The sequence below is a fragment of the Paenibacillus tyrphae genome (assembly GCF_027925525.1).
Classification (GTDB): Bacteria; Bacillota; Bacilli; order Paenibacillales; family NBRC-103111; genus Paenibacillus_G; species Paenibacillus_G tyrfis_B.
In genome coordinates this window covers 36,359-56,829 of sequence record NZ_BSDJ01000020.1, presented here as the reverse complement: position 1 = coordinate 56,829, position 20,471 = coordinate 36,359, and the positions used below count along the sequence as shown (strand labels likewise).

Annotated in this window: 16 protein-coding genes and 1 pseudogene; 9 read left to right on the top strand and 8 right to left on the bottom strand. The window is 57.7% G+C overall.

Annotated features, from left to right (window positions below; genetic code table 11):
- Positions 1-6: 6 nt before the first annotated feature.
- The 5 genes from QMG93_RS22440 to QMG93_RS22420 form a co-directional block, all read right to left on the bottom strand.
- A complete protein-coding gene (locus tag QMG93_RS22440) occupies positions 7-1,176 on the bottom strand; it encodes a cytochrome P450 (protein ID WP_281940414.1) in 1,170 nt (389 codons plus the stop codon).
- A gap of 89 nt (positions 1,177-1,265) precedes the next feature.
- A complete protein-coding gene (locus tag QMG93_RS22435; RefSeq protein WP_281940412.1) occupies positions 1,266-7,898 on the bottom strand; it encodes an S-layer homology domain-containing protein in 6,633 nt (2,210 codons plus the stop codon).
- Between the two features lie 161 nt (positions 7,899-8,059).
- Positions 8,060-8,227: a protein YhfH gene (gene yhfH, locus QMG93_RS22430; RefSeq protein ID WP_281940526.1), complete on the bottom strand. Its 168-nt coding sequence runs from the start codon at positions 8,225-8,227 to the stop codon at positions 8,060-8,062.
- Between the two features lie 91 nt (positions 8,228-8,318).
- On the bottom strand, positions 8,319-11,519 hold the full coding sequence (locus QMG93_RS22425) for an ATP-binding protein (RefSeq protein ID WP_281940410.1): 3,201 nt from the start codon (positions 11,517-11,519) through the stop codon (positions 8,319-8,321).
- A 266-nt stretch (positions 11,520-11,785) separates the two neighbouring features.
- Complete coding sequence (locus QMG93_RS22420) at positions 11,786-12,463, bottom strand: response regulator transcription factor (protein WP_281940408.1); 678 nt, start codon at positions 12,461-12,463, stop codon at positions 11,786-11,788.
- 211 nt (positions 12,464-12,674) lie between these two features.
- Here QMG93_RS22420 and QMG93_RS22415 point away from each other — a divergent pair, with 211 nt between their 5' ends.
- Together QMG93_RS22415 and QMG93_RS22410 are read left to right on the top strand one after the other, a co-directional pair.
- Positions 12,675-13,016 carry a DUF4870 domain-containing protein gene (locus QMG93_RS22415; protein ID WP_281940406.1) on the top strand — a complete coding sequence of 114 codons (342 nt, stop codon included), beginning with the start codon at positions 12,675-12,677 and terminating at the stop codon, positions 13,014-13,016.
- A gap of 56 nt (positions 13,017-13,072) precedes the next feature.
- Positions 13,073-14,098 carry a glycosyltransferase family 2 protein gene (locus QMG93_RS22410; RefSeq protein WP_281940404.1) on the top strand — a complete coding sequence of 342 codons (1,026 nt, stop codon included), beginning with the start codon at positions 13,073-13,075 and terminating at the stop codon, positions 14,096-14,098.
- A gap of 85 nt (positions 14,099-14,183) precedes the next feature.
- Here QMG93_RS22410 and QMG93_RS22405 read toward each other — a convergent pair whose 3' ends face one another.
- Positions 14,184-15,191, bottom strand: coding sequence for a GGDEF domain-containing protein (locus QMG93_RS22405; protein WP_281940402.1), 1,008 nt, complete (start codon positions 15,189-15,191; stop codon positions 14,184-14,186).
- An 88-nt stretch (positions 15,192-15,279) separates the two neighbouring features.
- On the opposite strand from QMG93_RS22405, the pseudogene QMG93_RS35425 reads away from it, so the two are divergent.
- Positions 15,280-15,417 (top strand): annotated as a pseudogene (locus QMG93_RS35425) (ATP-binding protein); the annotation flags it as partial.
- A gap of 140 nt (positions 15,418-15,557) precedes the next feature.
- The gene (locus tag QMG93_RS22395; protein WP_281940400.1) at positions 15,558-16,175 is read left to right on the top strand and encodes a nitroreductase family protein; all 618 of its coding nucleotides are present in this window, start codon (positions 15,558-15,560) and stop codon (positions 16,173-16,175) included.
- A gap of 100 nt (positions 16,176-16,275) precedes the next feature.
- Here the strand turns inward: QMG93_RS22395 and QMG93_RS22390 are convergent, their stop codons facing one another.
- Positions 16,276-16,767 (bottom strand): DUF1992 domain-containing protein, encoded by a 492-nt coding sequence (locus QMG93_RS22390; protein ID WP_281940398.1) that lies wholly within the window; start codon positions 16,765-16,767, stop codon positions 16,276-16,278.
- A 174-nt stretch (positions 16,768-16,941) separates the two neighbouring features.
- On the opposite strand from QMG93_RS22390, the gene QMG93_RS22385 reads away from it, so the two are divergent.
- Positions 16,942-17,157: a hypothetical protein gene (locus tag QMG93_RS22385; RefSeq protein WP_281940396.1), complete on the top strand. Its 216-nt coding sequence runs from the start codon at positions 16,942-16,944 to the stop codon at positions 17,155-17,157.
- 182 nt (positions 17,158-17,339) lie between these two features.
- On the opposite strand, the gene QMG93_RS22380 is transcribed toward QMG93_RS22385, so the two are convergent.
- On the bottom strand, positions 17,340-17,678 hold the full coding sequence (locus QMG93_RS22380) for a hypothetical protein (protein WP_281940395.1): 339 nt from the start codon (positions 17,676-17,678) through the stop codon (positions 17,340-17,342).
- 181 nt (positions 17,679-17,859) lie between these two features.
- Between QMG93_RS22380 and QMG93_RS22375 the strand changes: the two genes are divergently transcribed.
- The 4 genes from QMG93_RS22375 to QMG93_RS22360 all read left to right on the top strand — a co-directional run bounded on the left by QMG93_RS22375 (position 17,860) and on the right by QMG93_RS22360 (position 20,348).
- The gene (locus QMG93_RS22375) at positions 17,860-18,600 is read left to right on the top strand and encodes a YheC/YheD family protein (protein ID WP_281940393.1); all 741 of its coding nucleotides are present in this window, start codon (positions 17,860-17,862) and stop codon (positions 18,598-18,600) included.
- Positions 18,601-18,746: 146 nt separating this feature from the next.
- Complete coding sequence (locus QMG93_RS22370; RefSeq protein ID WP_281940391.1) at positions 18,747-19,229, top strand: cytochrome c biogenesis protein CcdC; 483 nt, start codon at positions 18,747-18,749, stop codon at positions 19,227-19,229.
- 66 nt (positions 19,230-19,295) lie between these two features.
- Entirely contained in the window at positions 19,296-19,559 is a 264-nt protein-coding gene (locus tag QMG93_RS22365; RefSeq protein ID WP_281940389.1) for a hypothetical protein, read from the top strand.
- Positions 19,560-19,667: 108 nt separating this feature from the next.
- Positions 19,668-20,348: a YidC/Oxa1 family membrane protein insertase gene (locus tag QMG93_RS22360; RefSeq protein ID WP_281940387.1), complete on the top strand. Its 681-nt coding sequence runs from the start codon at positions 19,668-19,670 to the stop codon at positions 20,346-20,348.
- The last annotated feature ends 123 nt before the right edge of the window (positions 20,349-20,471 follow it).

Here is a 20,471-nt window from a genome sequence, read left to right as displayed (position 1 = left end):
TTGCGCTTATTTGCGACGGACCAGCCGCAAAGGCAGCCGGCGCAGCCCGAATACATTAAAGGTCGAGAGCGGTTCAAGCCTGCCTCCCTCGGGCAAATGAAACTCCCGGATGCGCTCGATCAAGGATTCAAGCGCGATTTTGGACTCCAGCCGGGCGAGCGGTGCCCCGAGACAAAAGTGGATGCCATGGCCCAAAGACATATGCGGACCCAGCGGGCGCGTAATATCGAACGTATCCGGACGCTCGAATCTCCCTGCGTCCCGATTGGCCGCGCCCATGAAGACGACGACGCGCTCCCCGGCTTTCATCTGCCGGCCGCCAAGCTCGACGTCCTGCTTCACGACCCGGTACAACAGCTGTACCGGCGAGCGGAAGCGCAGCACTTCCTCGATGGCTTGCGGAATCAGCCCGGGCTCCCGGCATAACAGCTCCCACTGTCCGGGATGTTCGATGAACGTGCGAATCGCATTGCTCAATAGATTCGTCGTCGTTTCGTTGCCGGCCACCATGAGAAGGAGACAGAAATTGCCCGCTTCCGCATCCGTAAGCCGCTGCCCCTCCACCTCGGCAAGCGCCAGCCGGCTGATTAAGTCGTCTTGAGGAGCTTCTCTGCGCTCTCTTGTCCGCTGCTCGAAGTAGTCTTTCATTTCCCGATAAGCGGCGACATGCCGGGGATCTTCCGCTTTGCCGGTGAGCAGATGCTCGGAGGCCTCTATGATCACGTCCGACCAATACTTGAATTGGTCCCGGTCTTCCTCGGGCACCCCGAGCATTTCGGCGATAACCGTCACGGGAAACGGAATGGCAAAATCGCGGACAAAATCGATCTCGTCCTTCGCCAGCGCCTGGTCAAGCAGCTCGCTGACAAGGCGGCGGATGCGCGGCTCAAGGTCGGCTACCGCCTTCGGGGTAAAGGCATGGACAGCCAATGCCCGAAGCTGCGTGTGCCGGGGCGGGTCCATCCCCTGAAGCTGATTCTCAAAGGTTAGCTCTTGGGAGAGCCCGTCGAAGACGGCTGATGAAAATGTCTGATGGTCGGCAAATACCTTGCGGACTTCTTCGTAACGGAAAATGAGGTAGGCCCCAAACTGCGGGCTGTATTCGACAGGGCTCACTTGGAGCATTTCTTCATACCACGGGTAGGGGTCAAGGCGTAAATCAAGCTCGTTGATCATGGAACAGGTCACTCCTTCAAGTTGGTTGTATCTCGTTAAAAGGACGATGCGGGCCGGCCCCGAAGGACCGGCACATCGAAGTTTGCTTGCTACGGCTTCACCGGAGCGGCCGTTAACCGGCCCATCCGGTCCATCAAGCGGAGCAGCAGGACGGCCGATTGCGCCCGGGTGGCGGAGTCCTGCGGCTTCAGCGCGCGCTCCTCCATGCCTTGGAGCAGACCGTGCCGCACGGCCAAGGCGACGCCTTGACGGGCCCAGACGGAGACGTCGGTCCCGTCTTGGAAATCCGCGAGAGCCGAAGCCGGTTCAAGCGGAAGGGCAGGGGCCTCGCCCCATGCGCGAAGCACCATGACGGCCATTTCCTCCCGCGTCACGGGATCGTCGGGCCGGAACCGTCCGCCAGCCCCCTGCACCAGCCCAAGCTGCGAAGCGCGGTTGACGAAGCCGGCGTACCAGGCGTCGGGGGCTACATCGCTGAACGTCTCCCCGGCCGAAACCGCCTGCCGGTCATCGTCGCTTAGCCGTACAAGCAGCTTGGCGAATTCGGCGCGGGTGATCAGACGGTCGGGCTCGAACTTGCCGCCGTCTACGCCGCTGACGAGATGGCGGCTGGCAAGAAGCTCGACATCTGCGCGGCTCCAGTGCTCTTCCAAGTCGGCGAACCGGTAATCGGCGAGCCCTACCGCATAGACGCCGAACCGATCGATTGAGGCCGTTACCTCGCCGGCGGTTCCGTCCGTAACTCCGCCGACATAGGTCCAAGCGCCCGATTTGCCGTCCGCTTGCCGGTACAGGCCAAGCTTGCGCGGGTCTTCTCCGGACAGCCCCGATGCGTCGTAGCGGATTGTAAGCCGGATAGGCTTGTGCAGGACCTCTTCACCGCCGAGCGAGAGCGAGTATACCGGCGAGTGGAGCTTCAGCGCCGTGTCGTTCGGAGACCCGGCATTGGCCGAACGCTCCGCTTGCAAGGTGGCGGGCTTCGTCAAGGTGCCTTCCTGCAAGGCTATGCGAAGCGCTCCTCCGAACAGCGGGTAGCTTCCCGCGTTTCCGTCCAGCTTCACGCTTTCGCGATTCGCGGAATCAGGCTTCGGCGTATTGGCGGGGGACGACGGGGAGCCGCCGCCGGGGCTCGGGCCCGGATCGCTTTCTCCGCTGCCGCCGTCACTTCCACTGCCGCCGCCGCTTTCACCAACCGGCTTCGTGCGCGCGGCGATCTCCAAGGCATGCGACTCGTTGCCTGCGACGTCTTGAGTCGAGAGCAGGATGCGGTAATCTTTGGCGGGCAATAGGCCGGTAATCGTGTACTGCTTCACGCCTTTTTCCACCTTGGCTTCGCCTCCGTTCGGGTCTCCGACGAACCGGTTCCACCTCAGCTGAACGGCTTGGAAGTCGGCATCTGCCGGATCGGTCCAACGGACAGTGAGCGTACGCTCGCCCGCTTCGATCTTGACGCCGGACGCTTGCCGCGGCGCAATGATATCGACGGGCTCCGCCAGCCTAACCGCAGTTGGTGTCTTGATTCCGGTGGAGGCAGTATTGCCTGCTTCATCCACCGACTTCACTTCGATTTCATAGGCGGTTCCCGCCTTGAGCCCTTCGAGCAGCGCCCATTGCTTGCCTTTGGCGATTTCGATCGGATCGCTGAAGGTCGAGGCCCCTTCGGCCCGGTAGCTGAGCGCCGCTTTGGTGAAATCCGGGTCGCCCGGATCCGTCCAACGGAGCATCAAGCCTTGGGCATCGGCGACGGCTTCCAGACCGCTTACCGCTGTGGGAGGCGTATCGTCCACCGCCTTCACGATCACGTCGGCTTTATATCCACTGCCCTCCGGAATGCCGTTGTAGCCTTGAATGGCGCTGTCGACGTTCACTTCGTAAACGCGCCCGATGACGAGAGGCGACGCTGCGTTCGGCGTAAAGCGGACCGTTTTCGACACGGACTGCCCTTCGAAGGTAACGGGCTGCACAAGCGCCGTTTCTCCAATAACGGGTGCGCCGTTTTCCTTATCGGTCACCGTGATCGTCGTATCGTTCACACTGGCTGCCGTCACGTGGCGGTCGAAGTCGATCAGAACGGAGCTGCCGCCGGGCAGGGCCCGAACCGCAACGACCTTTGGCGGCCGGGTGGATATCATCGGCACGTTAACGTCAAAATGCGGCGGCGGCACCGTAAGCTCGCTGCTGAAAGCCGTCCGGTAACCGTCCTTCTCATACATGACCTTCCACTGGCCTTCCGGAACGTCCCATCCGTACCGGCCTTCGGCATCCGTCGTCAACGGATTGGCCTGACCGAACCATTCGGCGTCCCACACATTCCACTGTCGCGATTCGGCATCCTTTACAAGCGCCGTCGCCTTGACGCCTTCCAGCCGATTGTCGGGCGAAACCTCGTAGACATAGCCGCTCGGATCGTACATCCACTTCGGATCGGCCAGCTTCTTTGTCGGTTTTTTAGTTCCCGGCTTTGTGGGTGTCGGCTTATTCGGAGGCGGGTCTTCGCACCAATTGTTATTCGCGATGTCCGCTTTGAGTTTGTCGACCTTGGCGGCGATATCGGCATCCAGCACCTTGCCGATGGCGTTCGTCAGAAGCCAGACGCCGATCGTGCCGACGCCGAACGTCTCCGGGCCGAGGAAAAATCCTGCGAGCATCAAGGTCGCTTTGATCGCTTCGTTGATCATCGCTTCGTTGGCAATGGCTTTTGCCCAGTCCGTATAAATGCCGGCCATCTCGGGATCGCAGGTTTCCGAAGCCGCGTCGACCAAGCCTTCCAAATCCTTCAATGTATCGTTAATCCCCATGCCGTCGTAAACGGAATAAACCGAATCGATCGACGTCCAGGTCCATTTGCCGGCTTCCGAAGCGAGCGCCAGACTGATGCGGACCAGTACGGCCCCTCCCGCGCCTGGAGAGGCAGCGCGTACTTGCGGCTTGCTTCGGGCCCCCGGCTTCGGCTCAAGCGCCGCGGCTACGAGCGACACCGCCTCCTGCGCATTCAAGCCGGTCTGGAATTCGTCCAGCGGGATATAAGCCGACATTTGGACTCTGAACTGTTCCGGAGTCAAGGAGTGGCTGACCTTCAGCCCGTACACCGGTACGCCCGTACTCTGCGCCTTGTTCAGATCCGCGGGAGTCGGAGAGTAGCTCGTTTTCTCCAGCGATACGTCCAAATCCAAACCGGCGCTGCCCTTGGAAGCCGGGAGCGAGCCTTGCAGGCGTGCGGTTTGTTTGGCCCCATCGGGGGTTTTCTCCGAAATCTCCAGCGATTTTTTCTCGAATGCCTTCAGACTGGGAGGAAGCTGCTCCCGTATGTTTTCTTCCGTCGGGGTATCGCTTGGCACGCTCTCCAGTGGCGTATAGCTGACACCGATCGGTCCCAGCTTCTCAGCTTTCACGATGGCGATAAAGTCCCCCTTGTCATTGACGGAAGGATCGATAAGCCTATCACCCACATGAATCCTAACGTTCCGCGCGCGATTGGGATGATTAAATTTCAGCGTAATGGCCAGCGGATCGCCAGGTTTGACTATGAATGGAAACTGTGCGACCCCTAGGGAAGGGTCCAGCCGATACTTTGTACGGTTATGCTCGATGATCAGCTCGACCGGCTCCGGGTAATTGACGTCGTAACGGACGAATACCGGGGGACCGTACCAGGTTTGTTCCAATTTCGTCGCCTCGGCCCGGAGCGCGTGATTGGTCTGCGGCGTATCGCCCGGCAGGCGGATATTTCGTTTCCAATCGCCGGACGGGGAAGCGAGGCTCTGTCCGAGCAGAAGCTTCCCGTCGTAGATGCGAACGAGGCTGCCTGGAGGCGCAATCCCGCTTACCGTAATCTCCTGACGGCTGGTGACGGCCGGAGCGTACAAGGTGACATAGACCCGTTCGGCTTGGGCCGCTCCGATGATTTCCGTTGCTTCGGCCGTATCGGTCCGGTAGCGCATTTTAGGCGAAATAGAAATCCGCTCGACATCGCTCTTTTCGTCAAAGCGCAGCTTATAGGATACGGTCCCCGACGCGCCGGGTGCGATCGCCCCGATGGCGATTGTTCGCTGCGAGACGCTTGGGGCAGCCGCAGGCGCTGCGGCGGCATTCACGACGGCGCTGCCTTCGATAAACGCCGCCCCCGCAGGGATGTCGGCCAGCAGAGCCGCATCCTGTACGGCAGACGAGCTTGTGTTTCGATAGGACACGCGGACCGGCAGCTCCCCGCCGGCCGGAGCCGTATCCGGCTGAATGACGACGCCGTTGCCTTCCTTGCCGGCAAATACGCCTGCGACTTCGAACGCGATGGCTCCCAATGCCTTGGCTTCTCCGTCGGCAACGGAAAAATCGCGGGACGCGTAATCGCCTCCGGAAGATGAAATCTGGAGCTGGTAATTGCCCGCCCCGGGCAGCTTCCATTCGTTGCTCCCGTTTTTGACCGGCCCCTGCGTCAGCAGCCTGCGTTTGCCGTCTGCATCGGCAGCCAAGATCTGATAATAGTAAGGCTGCGAAGGATTAGGCAGGCTGATGTCGCCCGAAGCCTTGGTTCCTTTTTCTTCCATGCGAATCTCGACCGTACCCGTGTTATTGCTCTGGATCGTGGCCGTGCCGCAAACGTCCGCTGCAGCGTGCTGCTGGTCGTTGATGCATACTTGCACGGCTTCTCCGGGGAAGGCGTACACCTGGAACGGGTTTCCCGTGCTCAGCAGGTAGCGGGAGGCGGTAACTCGATAACGCCCCGTCGAGCTCCAGTCGAGCTCGTGCGGGCCGGTCCAATCCCCGCCGATGGCTTTGGTATAGAAATTCACCTGAACGCGGGTCGGAATCGCCGCATAAATCTCCAGTCCGACTTCATTCGTTCCCGGCACAAGCGTCTTGTACGCCGGCTGCGAAACGTTCGATCCGACGCGGGCCTGAACGGTCGCCGGACCGGTAGGCAGGTCGAACGAATAGCGGCCTTCCGCATCGGTCAGCATGCGATAGCTTTTGCCGTTCTGCACCGCGGACACTTCCGCCAGCGCGACGGGACGTTTGCTCCAATCGGTCACCACGCCCGTAAGCTTCGTCACCGACTTCCCGAGCGTTACCGCGACCGGCGTCTTCCCTTGCGCGAGCGTCGCTTCCGCTTCCGTCTGCAAGTAGTAGCCTTTTCGGTCGCTGACCTTAATGCGCACCTTGCGGCCGATCATTCCGGCTAAGGCCGGTGTCGTCACCTTTCCGCTGTTTAAGGTGTCCGCGCTGTACAGCACCTGACCGTCCGTATCCGTGACGACGACCTGCACGAAGCCAACTTCCTCCTGCTGTTCGTCCTTGATGCCGATTTCCAAGTAGGCGGGCTCCGACGGCGTTGCTTCTACTGTACGACTGACGCCCGCCTGCACGTCGATCAACGAAGCATTGTCGGCCAGCAGGTCGATGCCGTTGGAGCCGAACATGGACAGCCTATAATCCGCAGCAGGGGGAAGGCCCTTGAATTCGGCCTCCGGCGACTTGCCGATGACCATGCTTTTGGCGGCGTTGCCGCTGCCGCTGCGTATCGTGAGCGTCGTTTCGTTCTCCAGCCGCTCTCCGTTCGTGACGCGGACACGCACCGTGCCCCCGACCGGCAGCGGGGCTCGAAGCGCTTCGGCCTCCGCCTTTGCGCCGTCTTTGGTTGCTGTGGCGCGGATCGATTCGATCATGACAGCCGTATCCGGGATGAGAAAGCTGCCGGTATACGTTTGCGGGTGATCGCCGGCTTGCAGCCGGACAGACAAGAGCTGGCCGCTAAGCTCAGGCGTCGAATAGGCAACCTCGGCCAATACGTCCGCGCCCGGTTCCGTTTTGAGCGTTAATTGAACCGGATCGCCGGAAGCGGCATACTTGCGGTAATAACTCGGCGCTTCGTGAACGAAGGAGCCGATGACGAACCCGACCGGCCCGAATCGCTTCTCGACGGAATAAGGAAATTCCTGACCCTTCGCATTGACGGCATAGACGCGGTACACATACCCGACGCCGGATTCGGTCTCCATATCGAGGTAGGAATCTGCGAGCGGATCGTCCAGAGAGGCGATGACTTCCTCGCGGCCGCCTGTCGTGCGGTGTATCCGGAAACCCGTAATGCCGCTTCCGGGCAGAGCCTTCTCCCAATACAGCTTGATTCGTCCGCCCTCGATGTCCACCAGGGTCAAATCCGACAATCCGACATCTTCCAGCGTGGACGCTTCGAGAGCCGGTCCGTCGGTGGTCCATACGCCGAATTCGTCGACGGCTTCGACCTTGAACCGGTATTTCGTGCCGGGCGTGAGTTCATCGGCCCAATAAGAGGTTGTGTAATACGGCAGGTCGAAGCTCATGCCGTTATGCTCGAGACGGTACCCTTCAGCGCCGGGAACCGGAGTCCAGCTCAGCGCAATCATCCTTTTGCCTCGATCGGTGACGTTCATCGAGCTGCCGGCGGGCCAGTAGACGGCAGAGGCGACGCTTGGTGGCCCGGCGGCTATCCGTTCCTTCGTAACCGGCAGTGGTCCGTTCGTTTGGTACACTTGGCGCGTTACCGACGAAGCCCCGCCGGATTCGAGCAGCGGGCGGTAAACGACCGGCATGGCGTCGCCCGCGTCCTGGAACAGGGGACTGTCTCCGAAGAAGGCCCGGTCCGCAGAAGAGGCCTTTACGGCCGGGGGCGGGGTGGCCCCGCTGCACAACAAGACAAACGCCAGCATCATGCTGACGCTTCGTTTTACGATATTTCCTGGCATGTTTAACTCCTCCTTCCGGATCTCATCGTAAAGCGGAGGAAGTCATAATGACCAGTGATCGCCGTCATGAGAACGGTCATGCGTCCTTCGTAGCATTCTTTTGTCGGGGCGCCGCTCCAAAAAAGCGCACAAAAAAACGCCCCCTCGGCAGGGGCGTTGAACTATTCCGGATGAACGGGCGGCCCGGAGATCGGGCTAAGCGGGTAGAACGTATGGCCTTTGCATTTCGTACAGGTGGAGGAGTAGCAGTCAGCCATCTCCTCAATCGGTTCGCCGCACGTATCGCAGCATTTGGAAGGCAGGTTTTCATAAAACTCGGTCGTTCGCATCAACAAAGTGCATCACTCCCTGTGTTCATGATACTTTCACTATACAGGAAATAACTGAAAATGGTAAGCGCTTTTCCGAAGATTCCCGCCTTTATTCCACGGGCAAAACGATACGGAGCAGACAGCCGCCCGTCTCCGGAGCCGAGAGACTCATCGTGCCGCCAAGCTGCTGCACCCGCTCCTTCATGGCAGCGAGTCCGAAGCCCATCGGGTTGTTCTCGTAAGCCCGGCCGTCGTTGCTCAGTATGAACCGCAGCTGATGCTCCTCCCGACGCAAGGTAAAATCGAACCGGCGGCAGTCGCCATGCTTGATGCCGTTGGTCAGCCCTTCCTGGAGCGCATGGTACAGCACCTTTTTTTGCAGCGCGCTTAGCGGAGGGAGGGGGTCCAGCTCGAATACGACCGGGATGCCCGTCACCTCCTGCGTATCGGCCAGCAGCTTCTTCAAAGCTTCGGCCAGATCGTAATCGGCTGCGCTTTCCGAAAGCATGCGCACCGACGTCCGGATTTCGTTCAAGCTCTTGCGGACGAGCTCCTGCGAAACGCTTAGCTTCTCCAATCCGAGCGCGTCGTTTCGTTCGATCAGCCGTTTGGCGGCTTCGATCTGGACGATCGTCGTCGACAGAGTATGTCCGACGATATCGTGAATGTCCTGCGCAATCCGGTTCCGCTCCTCAAGCACGGACAGCTCGGCCATCGCTTCGGCCGTCTCCCGCATCGAACGGTGCAGCCGGCGGTTCGTATCCGCCAGGTCCGCCGTTCGCTCTTCAACGAGCCGCTCCAGCGAGTGGTTGAGCTGCAGTAGCTGAAGCTGCAGCTCGACGCGGGCCAGCAGCTCGGGGCGCGACACGGGCTTGGTCAAATAATCGTTAGCCCCGGCGTTGAAGCCCTCAAGCAAATCCTCCATTTGATTTTTGGCCGTTACGAGCAGAACCGGCAGCTCTCCGGGGCTATAGGTCCGGCGGATTTCCCGGCATACTTCGTAGCCGGTCATTCGCGGCATCATCACATCGAGGAGAATCAAATCGGGCTTCGCCTCGGCAACAAGCCGGAGCGCTTCCACTCCGCTGCCGGCGTGGCGGAGCTCATAAGGCTGCTTGGCCAAATAGTTCCCGAGCACCTGCAGGTTGACCGGTTCGTCGTCAACGATTAAGATCGTTGGCTTGATACGCTGTGCCGGACTGACCTCCCGAGCCTGCCGCGACTCGGGTCCTTCCACTGCAGCGGGAGACGGCAAGGGCGTCCGGGCCGCAGCAAGAAGGGGACCCGCGGTGCCCGCGTCAGGCGTGATAGCATCGGACACCGCACGATTCCGAGCGGTAGCGTCCTCCTCCCACACCGGGAGCGTGAACGTGAACGTCGAGCCGCGCCCTGGGGCGGAGTCGAGGCCGATGCTGCCACCGTGCAGCTCGACCAGCTTCCGGGTGATCGACAAGCCCAGCCCCGTCCCGCCGTATTCCCGGGAGGCGGAGCTTTCGCCTTGCTCGAACGCCTGGAAAATCGCCTCGTGCTTGCTTTCCGGCACCCCGATGCCGGTATCCGAAACGGACAGGCGAACGAAGCCGTCCTGCCGGGACGCTTCGACCCGGATTTCGCCGCTTTCCGTAAATTTAATCGCGTTGCCGATCAAATTGTACAAAATTTGCTCCAGCCGGTTGCCGTCGGCCTTAACCGGAGGCAGAGCTTCGTCCAGCTGCCGGACGAGCCGGAGCCGCTTCTTGTCGGCGAGCGGCGCGAAGACCGCCAGCACGAGGCGGACCGTTTCCCCGAGATCGATTGGTTCGAGCTGGAGAGCCAGATCGCGGTGCTTCAGCTTGGAGAAATCCAGAATATCGCCGATGAGGCCGGCAAGCCGCTTCCCGCTTGAGACGATCAGCTCCAGATTGTCCCGCGCGGCGGCATTCACCGGGCCGGCCACGCCGTCAAGCAGCGAATGCGTCAGTCCGAGAATGCCGTGGAGCGGCGTACGCAGCTCGTGGGACATATTGGCAAGAAACGCGTCTTTGAGCTTGTCGAGTTCCATGAGACGCTCGTTCTTAAGCTCCAGCTCCGCGGCGTACCGCTTCATGTTCCGGTGCACCTGGCGGAAGCGGTGAAACAGCACCATGCCGAGACAAAGCATGAATACGAAGACACCGATAAAAATTTGGTCCGTCCAGATCCGGTACAACGCCGGATACCGTTCATACACGATGAAGAACCACCGCTGGTTGAAAATGAGCAGCGCATGAAACAGCGTAACCGTAAGCAGCACGGCGAAGCCGACCAGGATCGAACGCGTTTCCCGGTCCCGGCTGCGGATAAAGACGCGTACGGTCATGGCGGCAGTCAGCGCGAAGATGACGAAAAATAGCGGAGGAAAAGCAAACTTGATCAAATCCGTGTACAGGACGTCGTCCCAAAACGCAGCCGCCAGACAAAGCCCGGTAAACGCCAGCATCGTTTGCCGCATCCGCCGTCTCAGGTCCCACGCCCCGCTGCCGTACATCGTTTCGAGAAACGAGAGAAAAGCGAACGTGGCGAGCGGGAAGGCGACATTATGCAGATAGATCCAGACCGAGTTGCCGACGAACACCTGGGCGAGCTCAGTTCGCGCAATGCACCCGTAGCCCGCCGAGAGGGCAAAAAGCGAGAAATGAAAGTGCAGCTTCTCGGTGCGTTGAAATAAAAACAAAACAAGCGAAGCGACCCCAAGCGCAACGAACAGCGTTCCCAGCACGATGTTATACATATCGCGCATCAGAATGCGGTCCCAGTAGCCGCTCTCGCTGCCGATCGTGACCCGGCCGGTAAGGAGCCCCCGGTCGTCATGATTGATCCGAACGTATACCGTGTGCCCTCCGGCATCGGGAGGCATCGGGAGGAGACGCCACTGGAATGCGCCGTTGACTTTGAAATCGTACGGCTGATAGTTTACGCTGGCGAGGCGTCGGTTGTCCAAATACATCTCGTACGATTTCAAGCCTGCGACGTGCAGCGCCGAGCCAGGGTCAATCTTGCCGGGCAGTTGGCGTTTCAGCCAGATGATTCCGGTATACCGCTTGTCGCTGTATAAAGGCTGCACCGACTTGAGTGAGGCCCAGCTTGCCGGGCCTTCCAGAACGCTTCCGTCCGGCGCTAGCGGCAAATCCCCCAGATGAATCTGCCATCCCGGTTCGTCCTGCAGATCATAGACCGGCTTGCTGCCCCCGGTTGTCATCGTCGGCGCCAGGAGCCCTCCGATCCCGACAGCGACTAAGATGAGAAAGGCGATCATCCGCATACCGAGGCGCAGCGGCTTTTGGTCGAACATAGCATACCAGCTCCCAAGTCGATAATAAGGACAGCGAGGAGTGACGACGGTCACGTGCCGCTTCCAAAGTTCGAACTGCGCCACTGATTCGAACATTCCCATTCATCATGAACGATCGGACGGTCATATGAAAAGTGACGGCAGTCATAACATTTTCCGCCGTCCCCCGCATCATTCCATACCAAAAAGGCGGGGGAGCGATGCCAAAGCTTCCTCCCGCCGCCTTCAACTCCGGCCATTCCACCAAGCGCAGCAGCCGGCCCGATTCAGCCGTTCTGCAGCCATTCCTTCAATACGAGAATCGCTTTCGTCCGGTCGTTCGTTCCGATCTTGTTATAGATGACGCTGACGTAATTTTTGACCGTACCTTCGCTCATAAACAGCAATCCGGCAATTTGACGGTTGTTCTTGCCTTCCATCATCAGCGCGATAATATGCTTCTCCCGCTCCGTGAAGCTGACCCCTTCCGCTTTAAGGCGCTTTGCGTCAAATTCCGCCTGAGCCGGGGGCGAGCCTGCGGCCAGCCGCGCAGCCAGTTTGGAGGCGATGACGGCAGGCATCATGAGCTGTCCCCGCATGCAGTCGCGGATCGAATGGATCAGCTTGTCCCCGGGCATATCTTTCAGCAGGAAACCGGAAGCGCCGCCCGCGAGCGCTTCCACAATGTAATCGTCCTCCGCGAAGGTCGTCAAAATCAAAATAGCCGTCTCCGGAAACCGCTTCTTCATCTGCTTTGTACATTCGATGCCGTTCATGACGGGCATCTGAATATCCATCAGCACCAGGTTCGGCTTCAGCCGTTCCGTCAGCTCCAGCGCCTGGACCCCGTTCTCCGCGACCCCGACGACCTCCATGTCCTCTTCCAGCGACAGGATCGTATGCAACCCGTCCCGCATCAAGGTCTGATCGTCGGCTATGATGATTGTAATCGAGTTTGCTCCCACGTCCTCCCCCCATTCCCCCCTATTATAGTGGAATTTATACAGGAATTAAATGACGGAAGTGAACAAGTTTCCCATTGCTTTCCGTCCGGGAGACCGCGAAAGCCAAGAAATGACGGAATACGTGAGGCCGGTAACTGGTCACATGACGCACCGGATCTTATGATGAGATCGGCAAAAGATTTTCGATCCGCAAAGAGGAGAGGTGTTTCACTTGCAGCACAACACAGAATTGTCCGTTGCCGAACAGGACGACATCAGCCGGAATAAAACGGTTGCCGTCCTGGCCTATATTTTGTTTTTCCTGCCGCTGCTTGTGGCCAAAGGTTCCCGCTACGCGATGTACCATGCCAATCAGGGGCTGATTCTGCTGCTCGCGGGGCTTGTCGCGAATGTCGTGCTCGGGCTCATTCCCGTCATTGGCTGGCTGCTGCTGCCGGTAGCGAATCTGGCCGTCTTCGTCCTGGCCGTTCTGGGAATGGTGAGTGCCGCCCGGGGCGAGCGAAAACCGGTACCGCTCATCGGCGGCCTCGAATTAATCAAAGCGCCGTCTTAACCGACAGCAGAGAGCTTATCGCTTAGCTATACCGCAATCCCTTGAGGTGATTCCCCATGAAAACAATTCCTTCCATTTCGGCATGCTTGATTGTAAAAGACGCGAGAGCCTCGCTCCCTGCCGCGATCCGCAGCGTTTACCCATGGGCCGACGAGATCGTCGTTGTCGATACGGGCTCGACGGACGGCAGCGCGGAGACGGCGGCGGCCATGGGCGCCAAGGTTCACCGCTTTTCGTGGACCGGCAGCTTTGCGGAGGCGCGCAATTACGCGATCACGCTGGCGTCCGGCGAGTGGGTGTGGTTCATCGATGCGGACGAAGAGCTTGTATGGGACATGCCGGTCCGGGAATTCAAAAGCCTGCTTGCCCGCGAAGCCGACAACACCAGCCTGCTCTCGCTCGTGTGCCACCATTTGGACGGCCGGAACGGACAGACGGTGCTCGTCAATCATGTGGAGCGCTTGTTCCGCAAGGGATGCTATACCTATACGGGGGCCGTCCACGAGCGGCTCCGCGTGATCAGCGGCCCGCGTCGCGCGTCGGGCAAGCTGTTTTACGGCTGCCGGCTATTGCATTACGGCTGTACGCAGAGCGAAATGGAGCGGAAGTCGCGCCGCAACATTCCGCTGCTGCTGCAGGAACTAGACCGAAAGCCGGATGACGGCTTGGTCTGCAGCCATTTGGCCAACGCGTATTGCCATATCGGCGAGCCGACACTCGCTTCCTTCTACGCGGCCCGCGCGCTTCGCCGAATCCCGCACAGGAACGATTACGCGAGGGCGCACGCATATTACGATTTGATGATGGCGCTGCTGGATGCCAACGAGCAGGGGCTGGCGCTGGATGCCGCAAGGCTGGCCGCCAACGAAATTCCCGATTATCCCGATTCGTACGCAGTGCAATTTGAAATTTTATGGGCGTTGGAGGATTGGGAAGGGGCGCTGAAGGCGCACCGCCGTTGGGCGCAAAAGAGCGGACGGGGCCTGCAGGTCCCGGAATATATGGGGCGGTTTGCGCCGGTTTTCGAGCAAAAGAAGCGGGCGGCGGAGGAGCGAATGTATCCTGGTGTTATGCATTTATAAAAACGCCGCCGGGGTAGGCGAATTTTCAACGTTTTCGTCCCCGGTGGCGCTTTTTGCTATCTTCGAATTTTTGATTTTTAAGCAGTCAGGCTCCTCTGCCCTTAGCGATGCTCTTGGGCAAGCCGTTGCCCGTACCGCGCAGCGGGCTCAAAAAAAATGTGCTCACGCCTTCGCGATACGTGAAGAATCGGTTTCTTCCCGACAATTTGGCGCGGTACATGGCGGCGTCCGCATTTTTCAGCATAGTGGTACAACTGGACCCGGGAACGGAGCCGAGGCAGATGCCGATGCTGCCGGAGACATGGACCACCTTTCCTGCCAAGTGGTAAGGAGCCTTGATCGTTTCGAGCATGTCGGAAGCCGTTTTTTGGGCGGACGCCTCGCTGCACTGGAGCGCGACCAGCAGAAATTCGTCCCCGCCGAGCCGGTAGATTTGCCGATGTTTGTTCTGGAACGCTTTTAAGCGCTGCCCCACTTCCAAGATCAACAAATCGCCAATGTCATGTCCGAGCGTATCATTGACGGATTTAAATTCGTCCAAATCCAGAAACAAGAACGCCGCATTTCGGTTTACGGTGTTTTTCTCGGCGTAGCGGTCCCAAGCATTCCGGTTAAGCAAACCAGTCAAAGGATCGGTATACGCCAGCTTTTCGAGCGCTTGCCGCTGGAGGCGCATCGCCCGCCAAGCGACGATATACACAAGACACATCGCGGCCAGAACGCCGAAGAGCAAAAACAAATCTACCGGGCGCAGGACGGAGTGGACGAAATGAGCTCTGTCGTCATCCGGAGCGATGGCGGCTTCGCTGCCTGTTATATACATCGTTGCCATCCCGATCATCGTGAGCAAGCCGCCGCCCGCCAGTCGTAGGCGGCTTTTGTTTCCGAACAGAGCCAGATGAAAGATAAGGAACGTCGTCATGATGCCAGCAAGTAAAGAAATAAGGGTTAAAGTCGTATCATAGCGCACGTTGTCGTCCCAGTGGAATACCAGTACGGCCAAATGCGCGGACCACACGCTCCCCGTAACGAACGAAGCCGCCGCGAACCAACGGTTTCTGATTCGTCCAAGGACGTGCGACAGATGGAACACGCTGCAACAACTCCTTTTTTTTGAATGGTTTATCCGTCCTATTCTAACAAATAAATCTGAACAAAATCTATACAACGCTCTTCGCCCCGGCTCGATCAGCCGCAAATACGGAGGGACGGGCCTTGGGCTGTCCATTTCGCTGGAGCTGGCGAAGCTGCTGGGCGGCCGCTTGACGCTGCGAAGCGAGGAAGGAAAAGGAAGCACCTTCACGCTGTATTTACCGGATTCAAGGTAAAAACTATATGCGCTGCCCTATGGATCAAGGCTCAAAATTAGGTCTCGTAATTTTTTGTATGGTACTTTACAAAAGTAAGTTAATTGCGTTATTATACTAAATAGAGTTATACAAATAAAGGAGTGGAAATTATGAGCCAAATCGAACAACAACAAACCGCAGAGCAAGTTATTCTGTCCCGTCATTCCGTCCGTCAATATCAAAAGGATGTCGTGATCCCGGATGCGGAGCTGAATGAAATTCTGGAGCTGGCCGCAAGCGCGCCGTCGTCCTGGAACTTGCAGCACTGGCGTTTTCTGGTCATCCGCGAGCAGGCGAACAAAGACCGTCTTCTGCCGATCGCGTTCGGCCAACAGCAAGTATCCGACGCATCCGCGGTTGTCGTCGTGCTCGGCGACCTGCAAGCAAACTTGACCGCCCCGATCGTCTTTGAAAAGGCGACGCCTGAAGTTCGCGACACGATGCTCGGTCAAATTAACGGCGCCTATGCGAACAATCCGACAGTAGGCCGCGACGAAGCGATCCGCAACGCCTCGCTGGCCGCTATGCAGCTTATGCTGGCAGCGCGCGCGAAAGGCTATGACACGGTTCCGATGGGCGGGTACAATCCGGCTGCTTTGATCCAAGAGTTCAACATTCCGGAACGCTATATCCCGGTTATGCTTCTCCCGATCGGTAAAGCGGCTAGCCCGGCACGCGCGACAGAACGTCTGCCGCTCAGCGACGTGGTCGTTAACGAGTCGTTCTAATTCGGAAAAACCGATATCGACCAAAATACCCCCGGTAGCACTTCCTCAACAGGGAGTAAGGCTCCGGGGGTTTTCACGTTAAGATTATGCATCGGCGAAGTTACTTATCCGCATACCAGCGGTCATACTGTTCGTGCAAGTTGTCGCGGGATATGCCGCTGCGGTGCAGGGACAGGCTCGGGGCTTGGCGGTTCAGCTCCGCGATCTGCTTGTTCGCATCCTCGATCAGCGCATCGATTTCCGGGTCGACGGCGCTTTTGGCTTTCCGGCTGATCGCTTTCTCCATCAGCGAGCCGATTTCCTTCCGCAGCATGACCCATGGATGCTCGACCTTGGCTTGCTTGAGCAAGGACGACCATGCGTCTCCAGTCGGCACCGTCAGCGGCTTACCGAAGCCGGGTAAATGCTCCAGGCCGCCGTTTTTGACAAAATCCTCGTAAGCCTCGTCAATCCAGTTTTGTCGTTCTTTTTGCGCTGCGAGCATGGCATCCTGGTCTTCAAGCGTTTCTTTCGGCAAAGGAATGATAGGGCGGTCTGTCGGTTCTTTTCCGACACCGTACGTTTGATCCCGCTTGGGCGGCCGTTCGGTCATGGTCATTCTCCTCCCGCATATCACTTTCTTTCAGAGTAGCGGAAGCGCGGGCCGGGGTCAAGAAGGGTGTTTATCCAAGCTTGTCTCAACCAAAAAAGACTTGAAGTTTCTGGGAATTTATAGTATTTTGGGTGTGGAGTAAAATTAGTAGATTTCATAGAGGAGGTGAACCAAGTGGAAAAAATGTGCATGAGCATGATGATGACGATGTGCATGGATGACATGATGTGCAAAATGAACTCCATGAAATCCATGATGAACATGATGATGGAAATGAAAATGACGGATGCCATGGATATGGACATGATGATGTCCAAGATGCAAGAATGCGACGAAACGATGACGATGATGATGAACATGATGCGCGAGATGAAACAAGCGTCCATGTAATAACGCGTGTTGTCCGGCCTGATCCATTCGCCAAAATGGATTCAGCCCTCTGCAGAGCAGTCTGCTGCATGCATCAAGATTACCGCCGGCTAAGCAGTCGTCTGCAAGCCGTGTTCGCACCAAGCCACTGGCAGAACGGTCTTCCGTATGCCACATTTACACTCCCGCGCATGAAATAGCCTCTAAGCTTGTTCCGCCTTGATTTTTCTCGAGACCGTAATGCGTTCCGTTTTCAATTCCATCACTTGCTCTCTAAGTCGTTTCGCAGCCCACGAATCGTTCGTTTCCCGCAGCTCCCGGTAAAGCTCCAGCATTTTGCGATTGATCGAATCGAAGGTCGTCCACAGATCCTCAAGCTTTCTTGTACGTACAGCCTCCAATACATACGCGTCTTTTTGCTTCAGGATGTCCATAATCTCTTGCTGCCAGGCCGTATCTCCGATCCGTCCGGCGTAATTGTACAAATCCAGGTAGTCGTTGACCCAGAGAGCGGTTGCTGCTTTCATGGCAGAAGAAATCATGTTTGTCATCCCCTAGCATGGTAAAATCAATTTATTTACCTAGTATTATACTCGGAATTATAAGGAATGCAACGTTTTTTTTGAAAATATTCCCTCATGAGCCGTTGACGTGTTGCATATGCCTGTTCCCAAAGCCATAAAGCATACATACAATACCATGGTTTAGATGGGAGGTGATCGATTGGTTTATGCCAACACGAAGTGGGGGAAATACCGCTATTTGAAAACCGGCGCACGTTGGAAGCCGTACCTTCCGCAGACGCAATGGGCAAGCCGGACTGCGGTCAGCTCCATGCTGAAGCGATGGGGAGCGGTTTACCTGAAGCCGAACAACGGCACGGGCGGCTACGGAATCATGAAGATAACCCGCACAGGCAATGGGCGCTACACGCTGAAGAGCGGCTATGCTACCCGGACGTTTCATTCGTTCGGCAGCCTGTACTCCGCGGTTTCCAGACATACGGCCCGGCGAGGCTATCTCGTGCAAAAAGCAATCCCGCTGCTGCATTACAAGAAGCGCCCGTTCGATCTGCGCATCATGGTCCAACGCAACCGGCAGCGGGGCTGGGACGTGACGGGGATGGTCGGCCGGCTGGCCAGACCGAAAAAGATCGTCACGAACTATCACAACGGAGGAACCCCAATGCCCGTAGAAAAGCTGATTTCCCCTCATATTCAGGGGAAACGCCGCACCGGATTCATTCAAGAGCTGAAAACTCTGGGCAGTGGCGTCAGCGAGTTTTTGAGCGCAAAGTATCCGCATTTTCCTGCTTTCGGCGTCGATGTCGCGATCGATGCCAAACTGAAGCCATGGATTCTCGAAGTCAACACAAAGCCGGATAAATCGATTTTTAACGCTCTTAAGAACAAAACGATGTACAGACGCATTTTGTCCTACGCCCGGATGCAGAAGAGGTCGTAAAGCCGATTCAGCCCCTGCCACTTGCCAGGCAAGGGTTTTTTTGTCGTTTCCTTAATCTTGCTTGGTGGGACAAGCTGTATTTGTTTGATTGACTATATAATTTATGTGTAAAATAGTTTATATCAAAACTATAAGGATGGTACCGTATGGAATCGATTTCTCCCGTGATTTTTATGATTGTCATCGTAGCGCTTGTGCTCTGGCGGAGAATGCGCGCGGCGGCCAGGCCGGTGAAAGGCAACGGATACCGGCTGCTGCTGCCCCTGCTTTTTTTGGGCTTCGGCATACTTGGCCTGCTCAACCCGCAGCTTCATTTGACTGTGAAAGAGGTAACGCTGTCCCTGCTGTTCGGTCTTATTTTATCCGTTCCGATGATTATGACGACGAATTACGAGTTTCGCGAAGACGGGCAGATTTATCCGAAGAAGAGCAAAGCGTTTATTTTTGCCTTGGTAGGGCTGATCGTCATCCGGCTGGCGCTGCGCAGCTACTTGTCCGGGCTTGATCCGGCCGAGCTGGGGATGCTGTTCTACTTGATCGCAGTCGCCTATATCGTGCCTTGGCGTATCGTCAGCTTCGTGAAATACCGCAAGGTTATGGCGCAGCGGGGAAGTGCCTTATCGCAGTGAAACGAATTGCGGTCAATCCCGTAAAACGTTAAGTAAGCGAAAACGCGACAAAGGAGGTGAACGGATATGGAGTGGTCTTTGGATCTGGCGCTGCTGCTGGCGCTCGGGCTGGCTTCGCTGTTCGTCGTGCCATGGTTCGGATGGGCGGGAAAGCAGTTGACCTTCGCATTCGAGCCGGCCGTCGAGCTTGCCAAGCTTCCGCTCAAACGTCATGACCGGGCCAGAAAAAGTCCGCGTACCGTCTTCGTTCGCCGAAAATGCCCGCCGCGGTCCTCGGCGTTATCCGAAGAAGCAAGCGCTCCTTTCCGTTGGAATGAGATGGTCGGTTGACCGAAAATTTCACGGTTGACGATTGAGAGACGAGCTTGGCTCAATCGCAAGAAGTGTTGACGATTGAGTTTCGACGACTCTACTCAATCGCAACGGAAGGAGCGCTCAATGTATACATGGTTTCAACCTATTATTGATCTGTTAGCTTATGTGCTGTCCTGGACGTTCGACTGGACCCGCGACTGGGGGGCTGCGGTCATCGTGCTTACGCTGCTGGTGAAGGGTGCGCTGTACCGCTTCAATCTGCTGGCCGCCCGGCAGCAAGTCCGTTCCGCCGCCGCCTCCCCCGAGCTTAGCAAGCTGCGGGAAACGTGCGGGAATGACCCGGCCAAGCTGGTTCAAGAAACGACCAAAGTTTACGGCAAGTACGGGATTAATCCTTTAAGCGCGCCGTTGTCGGCGATTATTCAAATGCCGGTGCTTATGGCGATGTATGGCCTGTTCTTTACGCACGGCAGTACGATGACGTCGATTTTGATCCCTTGGGTCGCGCATTTGGCCGAGGCCGATCCGTTCCACTTGATCCCGATCGCCACGGGGCTGCTGTCGTTCGCGGTAAGCATGATCCCGCTGGCCGACGCAGCCGCCTCCATGAGCGGAAGCAAGCGACTGCTGTTCGGGGTGATCCTCCTGCTGATCCCGCTCGTCATTACATGGCGGGCGCCGGTGGCGCTGGGGCTGTACTGGCTGGCGGGCAGCGTCTTCAGCCTGCTCGAGCGGCTGTTTTACCGGACGAGCGTAGGCAAACGGCTGTTGCGACGCGGATTGCCGGAAGCGGCCGCAACCTGATATGCACGATAGAAACGGAGTGCCCTCGCGGCCTCCGTTTTTTTTATTTGATTTTAATAAACGGTTTAGAGGTTGTTTAGAGACGGGGACTATACTGTAAACGACAACTTGAGGGGCTTCGTT

Excerpts from the sequence above, each read along its gene's own strand:
- QMG93_RS22370 (WP_281940391.1), top strand. The coding sequence starts at position 18,747 with ATGGAATCGATTTCTCCCGTGATTTTTATGATTGTCATCGTAGCGCTT.
- QMG93_RS22410 (WP_281940404.1), top strand. The coding sequence starts at position 13,073 with ATGAAAACAATTCCTTCCATTTCGGCATGCTTGATTGTAAAAGACGCG.
- QMG93_RS22365 (WP_281940389.1), top strand. The coding sequence starts at position 19,296 with ATGGAGTGGTCTTTGGATCTGGCGCTGCTGCTGGCGCTCGGGCTGGCT.
- QMG93_RS22440 (WP_281940414.1), bottom strand. The coding sequence starts at position 1,176 with ATGATCAACGAGCTTGATTTACGCCTTGACCCCTACCCGTGGTATGAA.
- yhfH (WP_281940526.1), bottom strand. The coding sequence starts at position 8,227 with ATGCGAACGACCGAGTTTTATGAAAACCTGCCTTCCAAATGCTGCGAT.
- QMG93_RS22425 (WP_281940410.1), bottom strand. The coding sequence starts at position 11,519 with ATGTTCGACCAAAAGCCGCTGCGCCTCGGTATGCGGATGATCGCCTTT.
- QMG93_RS22360 (WP_281940387.1), top strand. The coding sequence starts at position 19,668 with ATGTATACATGGTTTCAACCTATTATTGATCTGTTAGCTTATGTGCTG.
- QMG93_RS22380 (WP_281940395.1), bottom strand. The coding sequence starts at position 17,678 with ATGATTTCTTCTGCCATGAAAGCAGCAACCGCTCTCTGGGTCAACGAC.
- QMG93_RS22395 (WP_281940400.1), top strand. The coding sequence starts at position 15,558 with ATGAGCCAAATCGAACAACAACAAACCGCAGAGCAAGTTATTCTGTCC.
- QMG93_RS22435 (WP_281940412.1), bottom strand. The coding sequence starts at position 7,898 with ATGCCAGGAAATATCGTAAAACGAAGCGTCAGCATGATGCTGGCGTTT.
- QMG93_RS22390 (WP_281940398.1), bottom strand. The coding sequence starts at position 16,767 with ATGACCGAACGGCCGCCCAAGCGGGATCAAACGTACGGTGTCGGAAAA.